We start from the raw sequence: 17,851 nt of genomic DNA, 5'->3' as shown, positions 1-17,851 counted from the left end.
TAATAGTCATATTAGTATAATAAGCGTAATAAAAAAAAAGAGCAAACAAATTTGCCTTTTTTTAACAATTTAATTATTAATTAATCTCATTTAAATTATTAGGTATTCCTAATTGTTCTGTATCAATAACAAATGAACCATTTGAATATCTATCAGATAGCGGATATGACATTGGTTCGATAATAAATTCATTGCCACTTTCAGTAAGGGCATTTAAATTCACATCTTTAGTAATGAGTTTCATGCCAACGACTCTATGAGGTTCCTTCTTAAGCTCTCTAAGAACAAGAACGCCACGTTTCGCCCTACTTGTCGAGCTCACTTCTGATACAGCCATACGCTTAAATGAACCGCGCTGTGTTAATAATCCAATCTGACTATGTTCAGTTACTAAACAAGTAGCGGCAACATAATCATCCTTCTTAAGATTCATCGCGATTACACCAGCTGCTTTAGATCCGACAACAGGAACTTCTTCGAGAGGATACTTTAATCCATACCCATCATGTGAAGCACTAAAAATGAATAACGAGTCATCCGTTTCTTTCAAGTATGAAATCAAGATAACATCATCGTTAGCTTCCTTCAATTTCATGAATTTACTTGCATGACCTTTATAAGTTCGTCCGGGTTGTAAGTCGGAAACCAGTGTTTGTTTAATGAATCCATTTTTAGTTGCAAAAACAAATTTACCAGGGACATTCACTTTTTTGAAAGAAAATGCTTTAATTAAATATTCATCAGTATCTAATCCAATAGTTTGTGAAATATGTTCCCCAGTATCTTTCCACTTTGCCTCAGTTATTTCATGAATTGGACGGTAAATCATATTTCCCTTATTTGTAAACATAAATAGATGATCTAATGTGTTAACAGATTCATTAAATACAATTTGATCTTCGTTTTTCAAACCATTCTCATTTACTCCTGAGGCGTTAAATGACCGTAATGAGCTACGTTTGAGATAACCATCACGGCTAACTAATACTTGAACATCTTCGGGAGTTACTAAAACTGCTGTTTCAATCTTAATGTCTTCAATATGTTCTTGAATTTCAGTTAGTCGAGGTGTGGCATATTCTTTAGATACTTGTTTAAGCTCTTTTTTCACAACATCAGATAACTTACTAGGATCTGCCAATATTGCTTTGTAATCAATAATTTTTGCAGCAAGCTCTGCATTTTCTTTTTCAAGCGCAGTCACATCTGTATTAGACAAGCGGTACAGTTGTAATGAAACAATTGCTTCAGCTTGTTTTTCTGTGAAATCGAACAGATCCATTAAGCTTAATTTAGCACTCTTTTTATCTTTACTTGCACGGATTGCTTTAATTACTTTATCTAAAATTGATAAAGCTTTAATTAACCCTTCAACGATATGTTGACGAGACTCAGCCTTTTTTAAATCAAATTCAGTTCTTTTTTTCGTAACACTTAATTGATACTCTAAGTACGAAGATAAGAATTTTTTTAAGCCAACTAACTCAGGTCGTTGATGGTTAATTGCAACCATATTGAAATTATACGAAATTTGTAAATCAGTATTTTTAAATAAATAATTTAAAATACCTTGTGCATTGACGTTGCGTTTTAATTCAATTGCAATTTGTAGTCCTTCACGATCACTTTCATCTCGAACTTCAGCAATCCCATCAACTTTTTTTAATAAGCGAATTTCATCCATCTTTTTAACAAGAACAGCTTTATTCACTTCGTATGGAATTTCTGAAATAATAATTTGTGTTTTACCACCCTTTAGTTCTTGAATCTCAGTTCTAGAACGAACGACTACTTTACCACGCCCCGTTTTATAAGCACTCTGGATGCCGGATAGTCCTTGTAAAATACCACCGGTTGGAAAATCGGGGCCCTTAACGAATGACATTAATTTATCTAAAGTCGCATTTGGATGACCAATTAAATAAACAACGGCATCAACAACCTCGCTTAAATTATGAGGTGGAATTTCAGTTGCATACCCAGCTGAAATTCCCGTTGCACCATTTACTAACAAATTAGGAAATCTTGCTGGTAAAACAGTTGGTTCATACTCCGTATCATCAAAATTCAATACGAAATCAACCGTTTCTTTTTCAATATCACGTAGCATTTCAGTCGCAATTTTACTTGTACGAGCTTCTGTGTAACGCATTGCGGCAGGAGAATCACCATCCATTGACCCATTATTTCCGTGCATTTCAATTAATGGTGTTCGTAATTTCCAGTTTTGACTCATACGGACCATAGCTTCGTAAATTGAGCTATCTCCATGAGGATGAAAATTACCCATAACATTTCCGACAGATTTAGCAGATTTTCTAAACCCTTTATCATATGTGTTACCATCTTGATTCATTGCGTATAAAATACGACGTTGAACAGGTTTTAGGCCATCACGTATATCAGGTAAAGCACGTTCTTGAATAATATATTTAGAATAACGACCAAATCGTTCACCCATAACATCTTCTAAGGTCAGCTCTTGAATTTTTGATGTATCTTTTTCTATAGCCAAATTAATAATCCTCCTTCCTTAGTCAGTCGTTGTTTGATCTTCAAATAATGTTAAATCTTCTTCATTTTTTAAATCAGTAACTTGTTTACTTGATACCTTATCAAGGATACTACCGTCCTCTTCAAGTGAAAATTGAACATTTTCTTCAATCCAATTTCGACGAGGTTCTACCTTGTCGCCCATTAAGGTTGTCACTCTTTTTTCAGCAAGTGCAGGATCATCAATTCGAATTCTAACTAAAGTTCTTGTCATTGGATCCATAGTTGTTTCCCATAATTGATCTGCATTCATTTCGCCCAGACCTTTAAATCGTTGTAGGTTGTAACCACGTCCAATTTTTGTTGTTGCTTTATCAAGCTCTTCATCGGTCCAAGCATAGATACTCTCTATTTTTTTACCCGTTCCTTTTTGAATTTTATATAAAGGTGGTAAAGCAATATAGATTTTCCCAGCATCAATTAGTGGACGCATATATTTATAGAAAAATGTCAATAATAAGGTTTGGATGTGCGCACCATCAGTATCAGCATCAGTCATGATAATAATTTTATCGTAGTTACTGTCTTCGAGCTTAAATTCAGCACCAACACCTGCGCCAACTGTATAAATCATTGTATTAATTTCTTCATTTTTTAAAATATCTTGTAATTTTGCCTTTTCAGTATTCAATACCTTACCACGTAAAGGTAGAATGGCTTGGAATTTGCGTTCACGACCTTGTTTAGCTGAACCACCGGCAGAATCACCTTCGACTAAAAACAACTCATTTTTCTTAGCGTTTTTCGATTGTGCAGGTGTTAATTTCCCAGATAATAAGCGATCATTTTTCTTTTTCTTTTTCCCATTTCTTGAATCATCACGAGCCTTACGAGCTGCTTCTCGAGCCTCTCTAGCTTTAATTGATTTTCTAACAAGTTCTTGTGCAAACTCACCATTTTCCATCAAATAAAACCCAAGTTTTTCACTCAGAACGCTATCGACGATAGATCTTGCTTCGGGTGTACCTAATTTACCCTTCGTTTGTCCTTCGAATTGCAATAACTCTTCAGGTATTCGCACTGAAATGACTCCTGAAAGGCCCTCTCGAACATCACTACCTTCTAAATTACGATCTTTATCTTTTAAAAGACCTAATTTTCTGGCATATTCGTTAAATGCTTTTGTCCAAGCAGACTTCATTCCTGCTTCATGTGTACCACCATCTTTTGTCCGAACGTTATTAACAAAGGACATTAAGTTTTCTGAGTAGCCATCATTATATTGTGCTGCAACTTCTACTTCAATTTTATCTTTAATGCCATCAAAATACATCACTTCGCCAAGTGTATCTTTGTCTTCGTTTAAATAAGCAACGAATTCTTTAATACCTTCTTCAAAATGATAGATATCTTGTTTATCAGTTCTTTCATCTGTTAAAACAATTTTGACACCACGTAATAAAAAGGCAGACTCTTTTAATCTTTCAGCTAAAATATCATACTTATAAATTGTAGTTGAAAAAATACTTTCATCGGGTTTAAAAGTTACTGTTGTTCCATTTGCTCGTTTAGTTGCACCTAATTTTTTTAAAGTCCCAACTGGATGCCCACCATTTTTAAACTTTTCTTCATAACGAATACCATCACGAACGGTATCAACTGTTAATGATGAAGATAATGCGTTAACGACACTTGCGCCAACGCCATGTAGTCCACCAGACGTTTTATATCCGCCTTGGCCAAATTTTCCACCAGCATGTAAGACAGTGAAGATAACTTCAACAGTTGGTATTCCTGATGCATGCATACCAATAGGCATACCACGACCATAATCTACAACAGTAATACTGTTATCACTGTGGATTGTAACGTCGATTTGTGAACCATATCCTGACAAGGCTTCATCAACTGCGTTATCAACAATCTCGTAGACAAGATGATGTAATCCCTTGCCATCTGTCGACCCAATATACATACCAGGTCGTTTTCTAACTGCTTCTAGTCCTTCAAGAACTTGAATTGAATCATCATTGTATTTTGTTTTATTTTGATTAGTCATTCAGTTAAACGCCCCTTACTCTGTATTCCTACAGTAACGTTACTATAATAACCTATTCTTTTTTAAAATGTAAAGAGAAATCCGAATAGATGTTCTATTTTATAAAAAATTTTGGTGTCTTCTTAAAAGAATGTTAAAATACTACTTATTGGATTTACTGGCTGAAAGGAGTGAATTATCATGGGTACAATCATATTAATGTTGATTATCGCTTATATTTTAGGATCAATTCCATCAGGGGTTTGGATTGGAAAATATTTTTATCAAAAGGATATCAGAAATTTTGGTAGTGGTAATGTTGGTACAACTAATACTTATCGAGTTCTTGGACCAAAAGCAGGGACTGTTGTCTTAGTGATGGATATATCAAAAGGAATTATAGCTGCAAGCCTCCCTTATATGTTTGGGGTCGCATCAACCGTTAGTCCTTTACTAATTGGTGTAGGTGCAGTAGCTGGACATACATTCTCAATATTTACTGGATTTAAAGGTGGTAAGGCAGTTGCTACTGGTGCGGGTATTTTATTACCGTATAATCCGCTATTTTTTCTTATCGCTTGTACCATGTTTATTTCTTTAATACTTTTAACGAGTATGGTAAGTGTTGCAAGTGTCATTGGATTTATTGGTATTACGATAACAGCGATATTATTTCAAGATTGGTTATTAACTAGTATTGCAGGTATTTTGACTATATTTGTTATTTATAAACATAGAGACAACATAAAACGTATTTTAAATGGTACTGAGAGTATGGTACCTTTTGGTCTTGGATTATATTTACGAAATAAAAAAAATCGATGATTATTTCATCGATTTTTTTTTTAAAATACTGTGATTTCATACGAACCTTCGAACGATTTATTTTTTTCTAACGTATAAATATTACTTTTATCTGATAAATTACCAGTAGATTCAATATTATCAGCTACTCCCCACCATGGTTCAATACAAACAAATGGTGAATTTTCAGGATATTTCGACCAGATACCAACGTAATCTGCACCATTTAATGTCACGGAAACACCATGATCATCTTCAGGTGTTGAAAGTAAGATAGTCGTTTCTAGTTGTTTCAATTCGTAAATTAAGGCATCATTTTTGAATGTTTCGCGAGATAACTTAATAGGTTCGTTGAACTTAACTGATTTTGCATTTTCGATATCGCTAAAAGGTCCAACTAGTGGAATTTGACGTCTTTCAACATTTGGTGCCACTTCAATTTGATAATTTTCTAGATTTAAATAAGCATTTTTAAGTGGTACGTTAAATGCTGGGTGTCCTCCGATAGAAAATAACAAAGGATTTTCATCGGGGTTATAAACATCGTAAATTACTTTTATTTGATGATTAGTTAAAATGTAATGTAATCTCAATCTAAAATTAAACGGATACTTTGAGATTGTTTCTGGGGATGAACCTAATTCCAGAACAACTGATGTTTTACTTTTAGAAACCACTGTAAAAAGCATGTCACGGGCAAAGCCATGTTGACCCATTTTATATGTTTTATGATCATACGCATATTCATCATTTTTTAAACGCCCAACAAATGGAAACAATACTGGGGCATGTCTACCCCAGTATTGTTTATCTGCTTGCCAAATATATTCAATAGATGTGTCATTTCCGGTAATACTGATTAATTCAGCACCTTGTTCAGCAATTTTGACTGTGATGAAATCATTTTTAAGTTCAACTGTCATTTTAGTTCACCCTATCCTATAAAATATAACGACTAAGATCTTTATCAGCAACGATGTTACCAATTTTGTCTTCAACATAACTTTCAGTAATTGTTATGTCACCCATTTGCATATCTGGACCCTCAAATAGTAAATCTTCAAGTAATTTTTCAAGAATTGTATGCAGTCTGCGTGCACCAATATTTTCAGTATCGTGGTTAACGTTGTAAGCAATTTCAGATATTTTCTCAATTGCTTCAATTGTAAATGTCACATTAATATTATCAGTGCCAATTAAAGCAATATATTGTTTAATTAAGGCATTATGAGGTTCTGTAAGAATTTTAACAAAATCTGCTTGGCTCAAATCATCTAATTCAACTCGAATTGGGAAACGACCTTGAAGTTCAGCAATTAAATCGCTAGGTTTACTTTCATGAAAAGCACCTGATGCAATAAACAAGATATGATCAGTATTAATAACACCATATTTAGTTGAAATTTGAGAGCCTTCAACAATTGGTAAAATATCACGTTGTACGCCTTCTCTAGAAACTTCACCACTATTTTTTTGAGATTTTGAAGTAATTTTATCAATTTCATCAATAAAAATAATTCCAGTGTTTTCAGCACGTTCAATTGCAGCTTGATTGATATCTGCTACATTAACTAATTTTTTTGATTCTTCACGAATTAAAATTTTACGGGCTTCTGCTACGGTTAACGTTCTTTCTACTTGGCGTGTTGGTGTTAATGCACTTAAGGTATCTCCTAAGTCGATGCCCATTTGTCCCATCATGCCATTCATACCAGAAGGCTGTTTAGGTTCATCAACTTTAATTGTCACTTCGTTATTTTCTAATAAACCACGACTTAGTTGTTCCGATACAGATAGTCGTTCATTTCTAATGTCGTCAGTGACCTCCTCTTCATCTTTTGCATCTAATCCGGCAGGTATTTGACCTTTTTGAATTTGAGACATCATTTGCATAAGATTAACATTCTCGGCTTTTTTTTGTTTTTTAATACCTGGAACTAGAAGTTTTACAAGTCGTTTATCAGCCATACGTTCAGCTGCGCCTGAAACACGGCCATATTGAGCATCTTCTTCTAATTTAATTGACACGTCAACCAAGTCACGTACCATTGATTCAACATCACGTCCAGCGTAACCAACTTCAGTGAATTTTGTTGCTTCAACTTTAATAAATGGTGCTTCAAGCATTGTTGCCAAACGACGAGCAATTTCAGTTTTACCTACACCAGTTGGCCCAATCATCATTAAATTTTTAGGTGTAACATCTTTTTGCATTGATTCAGAAAGTTGCATCCGACGATATCTATTACGTAATGCAACAGCAATGGCCTTTTTTGCATCATTTTGACCGATAACGTATTGATCTAGTTCTGTAACAATCTGTTTTGGTGTTTTATCACTTATAGTCATAAATTTACCCGCTTTCTATAATTCTTCTGAGATGACATGATGGTTAGTAAAAATATCAATATCACCGGCAATATTAATTGATGCCTCAGCAATTTCTTTAGCTGACATATCAGTTGTATGATGCTTAAGTGCCTTTGCAGCAGACAAAGCAAAATTTCCGCCAGATCCGATTGCTAAAATGTCATCGTCAGGTTCAATTACTTCTCCACTACCAGAAACTAATAACATTTCATTACTGTTCATTACAATCAAAAGTGCTTCTAATTTTTGTAAGGATTGTTCACTACGCCAATCCTGAGCTAATTCAACTGCTGCACGTTGTAAATTACCACTAAATTCATTTAATTTTTTTTCAAATCGTTCTTCAAGATTAAATGCGTCGGCAACGCTACCAGCGAAACCAACAACTACTTGATCGTTATATATGCGACGAACTTTTCTAGCAGTCCCCTTCATAATAACTTTTTCACCCATTGTGACTTGGCCATCACCGGCCATTGCACAGTGACCATTATGCTTAACGGCACAAATTGTTGTTGCATGAAATGAAACAGTTGCCATAATAAACTCCTCCATGTTACTCATTTATTGTATAAAAAAACTTCATTGAACGCTACTACTGTAGCACAACAATGAAGTATAACTCAATTATTTTATCAGATATTTCATAAATATTTAAAGACTTGGTTTAACAATTGCTAAATGCTCTAGAGCACGATTTGCAACCGCTTGATTTTTTTCTTGTTTATCTCGAATTTTTGTGCCTAATTTAGGGATAATACCAAAGTTAGCATTCATCGGCTGAAAATGTTTACCACTGGCATGTGTTATATAATGGGCCATAGCTCCCATCACAGTTGTTTTAGGAAGTACGACTAGCTCTTCTCCTAAAACAAGATGTGCGGCATTGATCCCTGCTAATAATCCACTTGCAGCACTTTCTACATAGCCTTCAACACCTGTCATTTGACCAGCAAAAAATAAATCATTTCTAAATTTAGACTGATATGTTGGTTCCAGTGTATCAGGAGAACGCATAAATGTATTACGATGCATAACACCATAACGAACAAATTCAACATTTTCTAAACCTGGAATTAGTGAGAAAACATTCTTTTGTTCGCCCCATTTAAGATGCGTTTGGAAACCAACAATATTGTATAAGTCACCGACTGCATTGTCTTGACGCAATTGGACAACGGCAAAAGGTGTTCTACCAGTCTTAGGGTCTTCTAATCCAACTGGTTTTAAAGGGCCAAATAACATTGTTTTAGCGCCTCTTCTAGCCATTTCTTCAATTGGCATACAACCTTCGAAAAATTTTTCATCTTCAAAATCATGCATTTCAGCAGTTTCGGCCCCTATTAGTGCCTTATAAAAGGTTATAAATTCCTCTTTAGTCATTGGACAATTAAGGTATGCAGCATCACCTTTATCATATCGTGATTTTAAGTAGATTTTATCCATATTTAATGATGATTTTTCTAAAATTGGTGCAGCTGCATCATAAAAATAAAGTCCCTCACTACCATTTAATTGTTTAATTGATTCTGCTAAACCTGATGATGTTAAAGGACCTGTCGCAACAATTGTTGGACCTTTTGGTAGTTCAGTTAACTCTTCATTGATAACCGTAATATTTTCATGATTTTTAACTAAATCAGTTATCTCACCAGAAAATTTATCACGGTCAACGGCTAGCGCACCGCCAGCCGGAATTGCATTATGGTCAGCTGACTTCATAATAACTGAATCTAACTGTCTCATCTCTTCCTTCAAAAGACCAACGGCATTCGTAATTTGATTAGCTCTTAAAGAATTCGTACAAACTAGTTCAGCAAAATTCTCAGTATGATGCGCTGGTGTCATTTTGATAGGGCGCATCTCGTATAAATTAACATGAACTCCTCGCTTGGCAATCTGCCATGCAGCTTCACTACCGGCAAGACCAGCACCGATTACATTAACGCTAGTATTTTCCATTATATAATCCCCCTGCTAGTTAGATTCAATTATTTTTGAACCGCTTCTTCATAGTCACAATTACTACATTTGACTTGTTTTCCACCTTTTACTTTTTTCTCAATTAAATAATGTTGACATTTTGGACATTCGCGACCAATAGGTTTATCCCATGATACGAATTCACAATCTGGGTATCTTGAGCAACCATAGAATAAACGATTTCGTTTAGATTTACGTTCAATTACTTCCCCTTGCTGACACAATGGACAAGTTACACCAATTTCTTTAACGATTGCTTTTGTATTACGACAATCTGGAAAACGCGTACATGCAAAAAATTTACCATATCGGCCCATCTTAATAACCATCGGTGACCCACAAATTTCACAATTAAATCCAGCTGGTTCATCTTTAATTTGAACTTTCTCAATTGTTTCTTGGGCATGTTCAACATTTTTTGAAAATGGTTTATAAAAATCATCAACAACTTTAACCCAATTTTCGTCTCCGACTTCAATGTTATCAAGACCTTTTTCTAATTCAGCAGTAAATTTAACATTCACAATATCACTAAAATAAGCTTCAATCATATCATCTACAATTTCACCCAGTTCAGTTGGTTCAAAACGCTTAGCAATTAATTTCACATAATATCGACGTTGAATAGTATCCAAGGTTGGTGCATACGTTGATGGACGTCCAACACCATTTTCTTCAAGTGTTTTAATTAAATTTGCTTCAGTGAATCTAGCAGGTGGCTGAGTAAAATGTTGGTTAGGCTGATTTTTAGCTAACTTAACATGATCGCCAACTTTTAAATCCGGTAAAATATTATCAGTCTTTTTGTTATCCTCATAAATTTTTGTATAACCTGCAAACTTAGTCTTTGACCCAGAAGTATGATAAGTAACGCCATTTTGTTCAATAGATACAGACATTGTATCCATTACAGCTGGTGTCATTTGACTGGCAACAAATCGCGACCAAATTAATTTATATAACTTCATTTGATCATTACTTAAATAATCCTTCATTGAAGCAGGTGTACGTAAAACAGAGGAAGGTCTAATTGCTTCATGTGCGTCCTGTGCACCTTCTTGTAATTTACCTTTGCGTGGCTTAATAGCTGCATAATCTTCACCATACTTTTCGTGTAAAAATTGAGCAGTTTCATGTTTGGCAGTCGTAGATACACGAGTCGAGTCGGTACGCATGTAAGTGATTAAACCAACAGTACCCTGTTTTCCGAGATGAATTCCTTCATATAATTGTTGTGCAACCATCATCGTTTTTCTTGTACGAAAGTTTAATTTTCTATTAGCATCTTGTTGCATTGTACTTGTAGTAAATGGTAAAGCTGGAAATCTTTTACGTTCTTTTTTTGTGACAGCGGTGATATCAAAATCTTGTTTTGTATCAATTAATGCCATTACTTTTTTAACATCTTCATTATCATGAAGTGCTTTTTTCTTTCCCTTAATACCATAAAAAGCTGCATCAAATTTCTCTTTACCTTTTTTAAATTCAGAATCAATAGTCCAGTATTCCTCTGGTATAAATGCACGAATTTCTTTTTCTCTATCAATAATTAAATTCAAAGCAATAGACTGAACTCGACCAGCACTTAAGCCTTTTTTTATTTTAGCCCATAATAAAGGACTAATTGAATAACCAACTAATCTATCTAAAATACGGCGAGCTTGTTGTGCATCAACTAAATTCATATCAATTGATCTAGGATCATTAAAAGCATTTTTAACTGCATCTTTTGTAATTTCATTAAAAACAACACGATTTTTGTCCGTGATATCTAAATCTAAAATATGAGATAAATGCCATGCAATTGCCTCGCCTTCACGATCAGGATCGGCTGCTAGATAAACATTTTTAGCTTTTTTAGCTTCTTTTTTTAAACTTTTAATAACATCGCCTTTACCACGAATTGAAATGTAATGAGGATCATAGTTGTTTTCAACGTCAACTCCCATTTTACTTCGTGGTAAATCTCTAATATGTCCAAGACTAGCGACAACATGGTAGTTGCTGCCTAGGTATTTTTCAATTGTTTTAGCCTTAGAAGGTGATTCAACAATAACTAGATTTTTTTTTGCCGGCGTTCTCTTTTTCTTTTTGGTTACTGGCATAATTGAACTCCTTCGTAGTATTTATATTGTAAGCAATAACATTTTTAAAATCGTTAGTAATCTTAAAGCATATTAGAGAGACTTGTCAAGCGTAACTAGTTTTCATAGAACTCTGCAAGTATCTGTTCACCGTTAATAATCGGCATTGCACCGGCTATTATTAGTTCATTACACCCAAGTGAAAGAGGACTAATAATTGATCCGGGTACAGCTAGTACTGTGCGATTTTCTTGCAATGCTAAATTGGCAGTTATAAGACTACCACTATGGTGTTTAGCCTCTGTAACTAATAAGCATTCACAAAGGCCTGCAATAATTCGATTTCTTTCAGGGAAATGATTACGTTGTGGTCCTGTATTCAGTCCGTACTCAGATAATAAAAGTCCCTTTTTGCTAATTTCAATTTGTAAATCTTCATTAATTTTTGGATAATAAATATTTAAACCTGTCCCAATAACAGCAATTGTATCTGCTCCGTTAGCTATTGTAAATTGGTGTGCCAAGGTATCAACGCCGGCTGCTAATCCGCTTAAAATTACCTTATCATTTTGGATACTATTTGGTAATAATAATCGTATTACTTCTATTGAGTAGTCAGTTCTTTGCCGAGCACCAACAACAGCAAGTGATTGTCGATTTAATAATTGCGTATTTCCTCGCATAAAAAGAACAATTGGTGGTCGATAGCATTCTTTTAGTCGATACGGATAGTCCTCATCAATAATAGTCACAATTGTTGAATGTAACTTATTGGTAATAACCTCATTTTTCAATGAAATACTAGTGTAAGCTTTACTGAAACTAGCTATTTTTTTACTATTTAAATTTAAAATGGATTTAATTACATCTAGAGTTAAATCAGTACAACTTGGATTCTGTTGTAACCAATCAAAAATTTTATTTTCGCCAATATACGTTATTTCAGAACATAGTCTAAGTTTAATTAAAGTGTCTCTTATTGTCATTGTTTCTCCTTATTAGTCATTAATACTAATAAGGTACGCAATTTATTTCATTATTTTTTTAGAATAGATTTAATTGGTTCAAATGTTCGACGATGAATTGGAGTGACTCCTAATTTGCTAAGTCCTGCTAAATGTTTTTTAGTTCCATATCCATCATTATGATTGAAATCGTATCCTGGATATAATTCATTGTAAAAGTTCATGAGATGATCTCGGTAAACCTTAGCAACGATACTAGCAGCAGCAATACTAGCACTTTTAGAATCGCCTTTAATGAAACTTTCCTGCGGAATATCGCTATCAATCGTCATAGCATCAATCAATAATTGTTGTGGTTTCACGTCCAATGAATTAACAGCTTCTAACATAGCAATTCTTGATGCTTGATATATATTAACTTCATCAATTGTTTGATTATTTATCACAGATATACCAACTGAAACAGCTGTAGCTAATATTTCAACGTATAATGCTTCACGCATAGATGCAGATAATTTTTTCGAATCATTCACGTCAATTAGATTGAAATTATGAGGTAAAATAACTGCTGCACTAACAACTGGACCAGCTAACGGTCCTCTTCCAACCTCATCAATACCAGCGATGTAAGGAATACCATTCTGCCATAGGTCTCTTTCTATTACTAACCTACGATTAAATAATTCTTGGTGTTCAACTAGTTTTTTTTGTCTATTATTATATTGGATTAAAAGCTTAATAACTCCTTTGCGAGAGTCTTTAGCTATTTCTTGCATAAAATTATCCGATGGATTATTCAATAAATGTTCTTTTACTTGAGAAATTGTAAATTTGGTCACAACTATTCGCCACCCAATTGAGGGATTTCTAAGGTATAACGACCAAGTTTACCTTGTCTAATATCAAATATAATTCTCTCACTCGCACGATCATAATCTTCTTTGAAACCCATTTTTTTTGTTAAATCTAATAATAAATCAACATTACTTAACTGCATTTGTTCATCCGTTAATTTATATTTCTCTTGTAATGCCTTTGGATTTGTTTGTTTAAAATGTTCTAACCCGTATAATGCAATGTCATCTTTTGCATATAAAGAGTCTTTTATTGCTCCTGTTAAAGCAAGACGTTTACCGATTTCTTGATCTTCAAATTTGGGCCATAAAATACCTGGTGTATCTAAAAGAGACATTGATTTTCCGGCTTTTAACCATTGCTGTGCTTTTGTCACCCCAGGTCTATTTCCAGTTATGGCGACATTTTTACTTAACAAATGATTTAGTAACGTCGATTTTCCAACATTCGGAATTCCGATACACATTACCTTAACTCGTTGTTGGAGGATACCTTTACTTTCTCGTAACGCTATTTTATCTTTTAAAACAACGTTAATTTTTTTCTCGATAGCGTTAAGTTGTCCGTGTTGACTATCTACTGCAACTGCCGGAATTCCTTTGTTTTCATAGTACTGTAGCCAACGTGCAGTAACGTTCGGATCGGCCATATCTTTTTTTGTTAAAACCATAATATGAGGTTTTGTTGCAAGTAATTGCTCAAGTTGCGGATTTCTAGATGATTCAGGCAATCTTGCATCAACTAATTCAAGTACGATATCTACTAAGTTTAATTTTTCCTTTACTAATCTTAAGGCTTTTGCCATATGTCCTGGGAACCATTGGATTACTGTCATTTAAATTCTCCTTGTTAAGCCAAGTAAACTTTTAATTAACTTGCTTAATTCTTTATATTTAACTCTCTTAATCAGAATACCTTAATTTGTGCACAAAAAGAAGAGAGTTCCGCTATTTAGTTTCGCCCTCTTCAGTCTTTTATTAATTTGTTAACGATTTAATTGCCGCATCATAGGCAGGATCATTTTTTGAAATTTTTTTCTGAACTAATGTTTCAATTTTTAAAGCAGTATCTTTGTTAACTTCGCCCGTTTGAGTTAAAGTATTTTCTTTTTGTAACATTTTTACTGCATTAACCGTTGATGTACCAAAGTAACCATTATTTTTGTCTTTATAATAATTAAGTGCGCTTAAGTAAACTTGAATCGTTTTAACTTGAGGTGTAACGTCTTCATATTTATATGTTTTATCAGTATTAATTAGTGGTGAATAAGCATACGCAGGATAATCAGCTGAAATAGTAGGCTTAATCCCTTTTTTATTAATCCAAGAACCATCAGGTGTTAGCCATTTAGCAATGGTAACTTTTAATTCTGTTTTATCTGTAAAGGTATTGATTGTTTGGACGGTACCTTTTCCATAAGATGTTGACCCAATTAATTTATCATTACCAGATTGGTTAAGTGCGGCTGCTAAAATTTCAGAAGCACTTGCACTATCTTTATTAATGACAACAGCTGTTTTTTCTGTGACTTTAAATCCTGAGTCATATTTTTTACCAGCCTTATATACTTCAGGAGAACCCGTTTTGCCTTGTACCTGCATAATTGTTTGACCATCTTTTAAGAACATTGATCCAATCGCTAATGCTTGATCCATAAGGCCACCTGGATTATCACGAACATCAATGACAAACGATGTAGCGCCATCTTTTCTAAGTGACTTCACTGCAGATTTGACTTCGTTAGATGTATCCTCAGAAAATGTACTAATTTGAATATATCCTACTTTTTTATTCTTTTTCGAAATACTACTATAGACTGTTTTAACAGGAATATCATCTCGTTTTATTGAAACATTAAATGTTGATGAATCACGTTTAATAGTTAGTTTCACTATTGTTCCTTTTTTACCTCTAATTTTTGAAACAGCTTTTTCTAAACTGAGACCATAAATAGATTTACCATCTATTTTTTGGATAATATCATCTGTCTTCAAACCAGCCTTTTTAGCTGGTGTTCCTTTAATAGCTGAAACAATCTGAATATTTTTCTTGCTAATTTTGACTTCAGCACCGATTCCAACAAATTTACTAGAAATAGTTGAATTTAAATTAGTCGCATCTTCTTTACCTAAATAGGCCGTAAATTTATCTCCAGTAGAGTCGACCATACCATTGATAGCCCCATCGACTAATTTTTTCTTACTGATATTTTTATAATAAGAATTATTTAGTGCCGAATAAACAGACTCAATTTTGGCTAAATCTGAACTAGTCGTTTGTAATGACCCAACTAATGTATTAATTTGACTAATTGCAAAAAAATACATTGCAGCAGCTCCGACTATAAAAGATAAACAAATTGACCCTATTAAGGTCCAAAAATGACGACCAAATCTAAAACGTTTTTCTTTTTTATCTTTTTCCATAATTTAATTCCCCACTAATTCATTTTGTCTAAATATCGGGCCCAAGCGTCATCAAAAATTGTCATTGAAGGTAAATATCCTGCATTTAATTCAAGATAATTAGAAAGAAAGTCATACTTATCTGACAATTTAGGAAAACTTTGATCATAAAATGCATTATTTGCAAATTGGGACACCTCATCCGTACCGTGATCATTGCGTTCGGTCATTAAAAATTGATAAAATGTTTGTCTCATAAATTGATACCTCATTTAATTTAAAGGGATAGAAACATCGAATTTAAAAACATTCGTTTTTAAATCAATTTTGGTTGCACTAGCTTGTATACCATTCTCAATATCTAGTTTTTTTAAGTTAAGCATAATTGTTTGTTCTTTGCTATTAATCGTAATCCAATTTGGTAAATCATATGCATTTTTTACATAATCCATTATAAACTTTTTAGGAACTGGTAATGAACCTACAGCAACAGATTTTGCTTTTAACAAGATATTACCATCATCTGTTACAACTGGATCTGAATATAATGTGAATGAAATATTTTGTCCTAAAATTTTTGTTGTGCCCATTAATATAGCAGATTTATCTACTAAAAACCGATATTTAATTGATTGACCTTTTTGAATTGATTTTAAATAATAATTAATGGTTCCGTTAAGTTGTTCCTTGTTCATTTCCACGCTTAGTTCTGTTCTTTTTGTTGCTTTTGAAGTGGTTTGAGTTGTTAGTGTCTTTTGATCTTGGGATTGGTTCATAATACTAACGGAAAAATAAAGTAGTACGCCAATCAATAAAGAAAATAATATGATAAACGCAACTTTCCATGCGTTAAAAGTGGTTGATGTTTTTTCTGTTCTTTTCGGCATAATTCTCCTCATTATTTAAATAAATGATGTTCTTCCATTGATTTGAACAACAAATCAGTCATTTTTTTATAACCTTTTTTATTTGGATGAAAATGATCAGTTATAGAAATATAGTTATTTTTTTCATCTTTTTCTTGCAAGACACTTTCAAGATTAAAACTAGATAAATCAGATAAGTCTGAGCTACCCAAAGTCTTGGCTAATTTACTTGTTTTACCATAATATTGTCCTTCAGAAAGCTGTTTTTCAACACTAACAAAATAACTATTTTTATCATTTTTAACAACCTTGTTGGTTACGTTATTCCATGATTTAACAATCGTTTTCATACTACTCATTTCGGGGAAATAAACGTAAAATGGGTTATACACTCCTATAACGTAGATAGGCGCGCTATTATTATATTTTCTAATCTCTTTAAATAAATCATTTAAATTTTTTGTATAAGTCATTTTTTCAGTATCAATAGCTTTATTTAACTTATCAGTATCATTAGATAAAATGTTTTTTTGTATAACCTGTAATAGGTCATTCCCACCAACTGTTAATGTAATAACAGTGGCTTTTTTTAACGTTTTTTGCATTTTGGGTTGTTTCTTTAATCTGCTATAAATTTGATCACTTCGATCTCCTGATAAGCCAAAGTTAGAGGCAGTTACTTTCATATTTTTATCAGTATTTATTTTTTCTGTAATTAATGAAACGAATCCACCTTTATTCGTTTCATCTCCGACACCCTGCGTTAAAGAATCACCAAGGGATACTAGCTTAAGAGCTGTTTTTTTATGGGGCACTGTTATTAAAGAATGATTCGAAAAATGGCCGGTTGCAAACCACAGCCCACTAAATATAAGACCACTTAGTACTAAAATACTTAAAATAGTAATGGAAAAGCTTTTAAAAAATTTCAAAAAATCATTCCTTTATTTAATTAAAAAAACCGGACAAAAACAGCTGTTTTTGGACC

15 protein-coding genes are annotated in these 17,851 nt (G+C 33.4%); 1 reads left to right on the top strand and 14 read right to left on the bottom strand.

The window, feature by feature from the left end; translation table 11 throughout:
- Positions 1-76: 76 nt before the first annotated feature.
- On the bottom strand, positions 77-2,509 hold the full coding sequence (parC, locus tag AC1RP1_RS02430; RefSeq protein ID WP_481761409.1) for a DNA topoisomerase IV subunit A: 2,433 nt from the start codon (positions 2,507-2,509) through the stop codon (positions 77-79).
- Between the two features lie 24 nt (positions 2,510-2,533).
- Positions 2,534-4,552, bottom strand: coding sequence for a DNA topoisomerase IV subunit B (gene parE / locus AC1RP1_RS02425; protein ID WP_481761323.1), 2,019 nt, complete (start codon positions 4,550-4,552; stop codon positions 2,534-2,536).
- A 180-nt stretch (positions 4,553-4,732) separates the two neighbouring features.
- Between parE and plsY the strand changes: the two genes are divergently transcribed.
- Positions 4,733-5,356 carry a glycerol-3-phosphate 1-O-acyltransferase PlsY gene (plsY, locus tag AC1RP1_RS02420; RefSeq protein ID WP_481761324.1) on the top strand — a complete coding sequence of 208 codons (624 nt, stop codon included), beginning with the start codon at positions 4,733-4,735 and terminating at the stop codon, positions 5,354-5,356.
- A gap of 20 nt (positions 5,357-5,376) precedes the next feature.
- Here the strand turns inward: plsY and AC1RP1_RS02415 are convergent, their stop codons facing one another.
- The 12 genes from AC1RP1_RS02415 to AC1RP1_RS02360 all read right to left on the bottom strand — a co-directional run bounded on the left by AC1RP1_RS02415 (position 5,377) and on the right by AC1RP1_RS02360 (position 17,678).
- Entirely contained in the window at positions 5,377-6,258 is an 882-nt protein-coding gene (locus AC1RP1_RS02415) for an aldose 1-epimerase family protein (protein WP_481761325.1), read from the bottom strand.
- Positions 6,259-6,274: 16 nt separating this feature from the next.
- Positions 6,275-7,684, bottom strand: coding sequence for an ATP-dependent protease ATPase subunit HslU (gene hslU, locus AC1RP1_RS02410; protein WP_409022533.1), 1,410 nt, complete (start codon positions 7,682-7,684; stop codon positions 6,275-6,277).
- 15 nt (positions 7,685-7,699) lie between these two features.
- Positions 7,700-8,245 (bottom strand): HslVU peptidase proteolytic subunit, encoded by a 546-nt coding sequence (hslV, locus tag AC1RP1_RS02405; protein ID WP_409022532.1) that lies wholly within the window; start codon positions 8,243-8,245, stop codon positions 7,700-7,702.
- Positions 8,246-8,359: 114 nt separating this feature from the next.
- The gene (gene trmFO / locus AC1RP1_RS02400) at positions 8,360-9,667 is read right to left on the bottom strand and encodes an FADH(2)-oxidizing methylenetetrahydrofolate--tRNA-(uracil(54)-C(5))-methyltransferase TrmFO (RefSeq protein ID WP_481761326.1); all 1,308 of its coding nucleotides are present in this window, start codon (positions 9,665-9,667) and stop codon (positions 8,360-8,362) included.
- Between the two features lie 29 nt (positions 9,668-9,696).
- Positions 9,697-11,793: a type I DNA topoisomerase gene (topA, locus tag AC1RP1_RS02395; protein WP_481761327.1), complete on the bottom strand. Its 2,097-nt coding sequence runs from the start codon at positions 11,791-11,793 to the stop codon at positions 9,697-9,699.
- Positions 11,794-11,888: 95 nt separating this feature from the next.
- Entirely contained in the window at positions 11,889-12,758 is an 870-nt protein-coding gene (gene dprA / locus AC1RP1_RS02390) for a DNA-processing protein DprA (RefSeq protein WP_481761328.1), read from the bottom strand.
- A gap of 50 nt (positions 12,759-12,808) precedes the next feature.
- Positions 12,809-13,576 (bottom strand): ribonuclease HII, encoded by a 768-nt coding sequence (locus AC1RP1_RS02385; protein WP_481761329.1) that lies wholly within the window; start codon positions 13,574-13,576, stop codon positions 12,809-12,811.
- Between the two features lie 2 nt (positions 13,577-13,578).
- Complete coding sequence (ylqF, locus tag AC1RP1_RS02380; protein WP_481761330.1) at positions 13,579-14,427, bottom strand: ribosome biogenesis GTPase YlqF; 849 nt, start codon at positions 14,425-14,427, stop codon at positions 13,579-13,581.
- 142 nt (positions 14,428-14,569) lie between these two features.
- A complete protein-coding gene (locus AC1RP1_RS02375) occupies positions 14,570-16,018 on the bottom strand; it encodes a S41 family peptidase (RefSeq protein WP_481761331.1) in 1,449 nt (482 codons plus the stop codon).
- Between the two features lie 14 nt (positions 16,019-16,032).
- Positions 16,033-16,254, bottom strand: coding sequence for a YozE family protein (locus AC1RP1_RS02370; RefSeq protein ID WP_409022525.1), 222 nt, complete (start codon positions 16,252-16,254; stop codon positions 16,033-16,035).
- Positions 16,255-16,269: 15 nt separating this feature from the next.
- Positions 16,270-16,884 carry a YpmS family protein gene (locus tag AC1RP1_RS02365; RefSeq protein ID WP_409022524.1) on the bottom strand — a complete coding sequence of 205 codons (615 nt, stop codon included), beginning with the start codon at positions 16,882-16,884 and terminating at the stop codon, positions 16,270-16,272.
- An 11-nt stretch (positions 16,885-16,895) separates the two neighbouring features.
- The gene (locus AC1RP1_RS02360) at positions 16,896-17,678 is read right to left on the bottom strand and encodes an SGNH/GDSL hydrolase family protein (RefSeq protein WP_481761332.1); all 783 of its coding nucleotides are present in this window, start codon (positions 17,676-17,678) and stop codon (positions 16,896-16,898) included.
- Positions 17,679-17,851 lie beyond the last annotated feature (173 nt).

The sequence above is a fragment of the Dellaglioa sp. CoH-56-MRSF-13 genome (assembly GCF_056782095.1).
The sequence above is the reverse complement of the archived record's forward strand: the minus strand, read 5'-3'. Positions and strand labels throughout refer to the sequence as shown.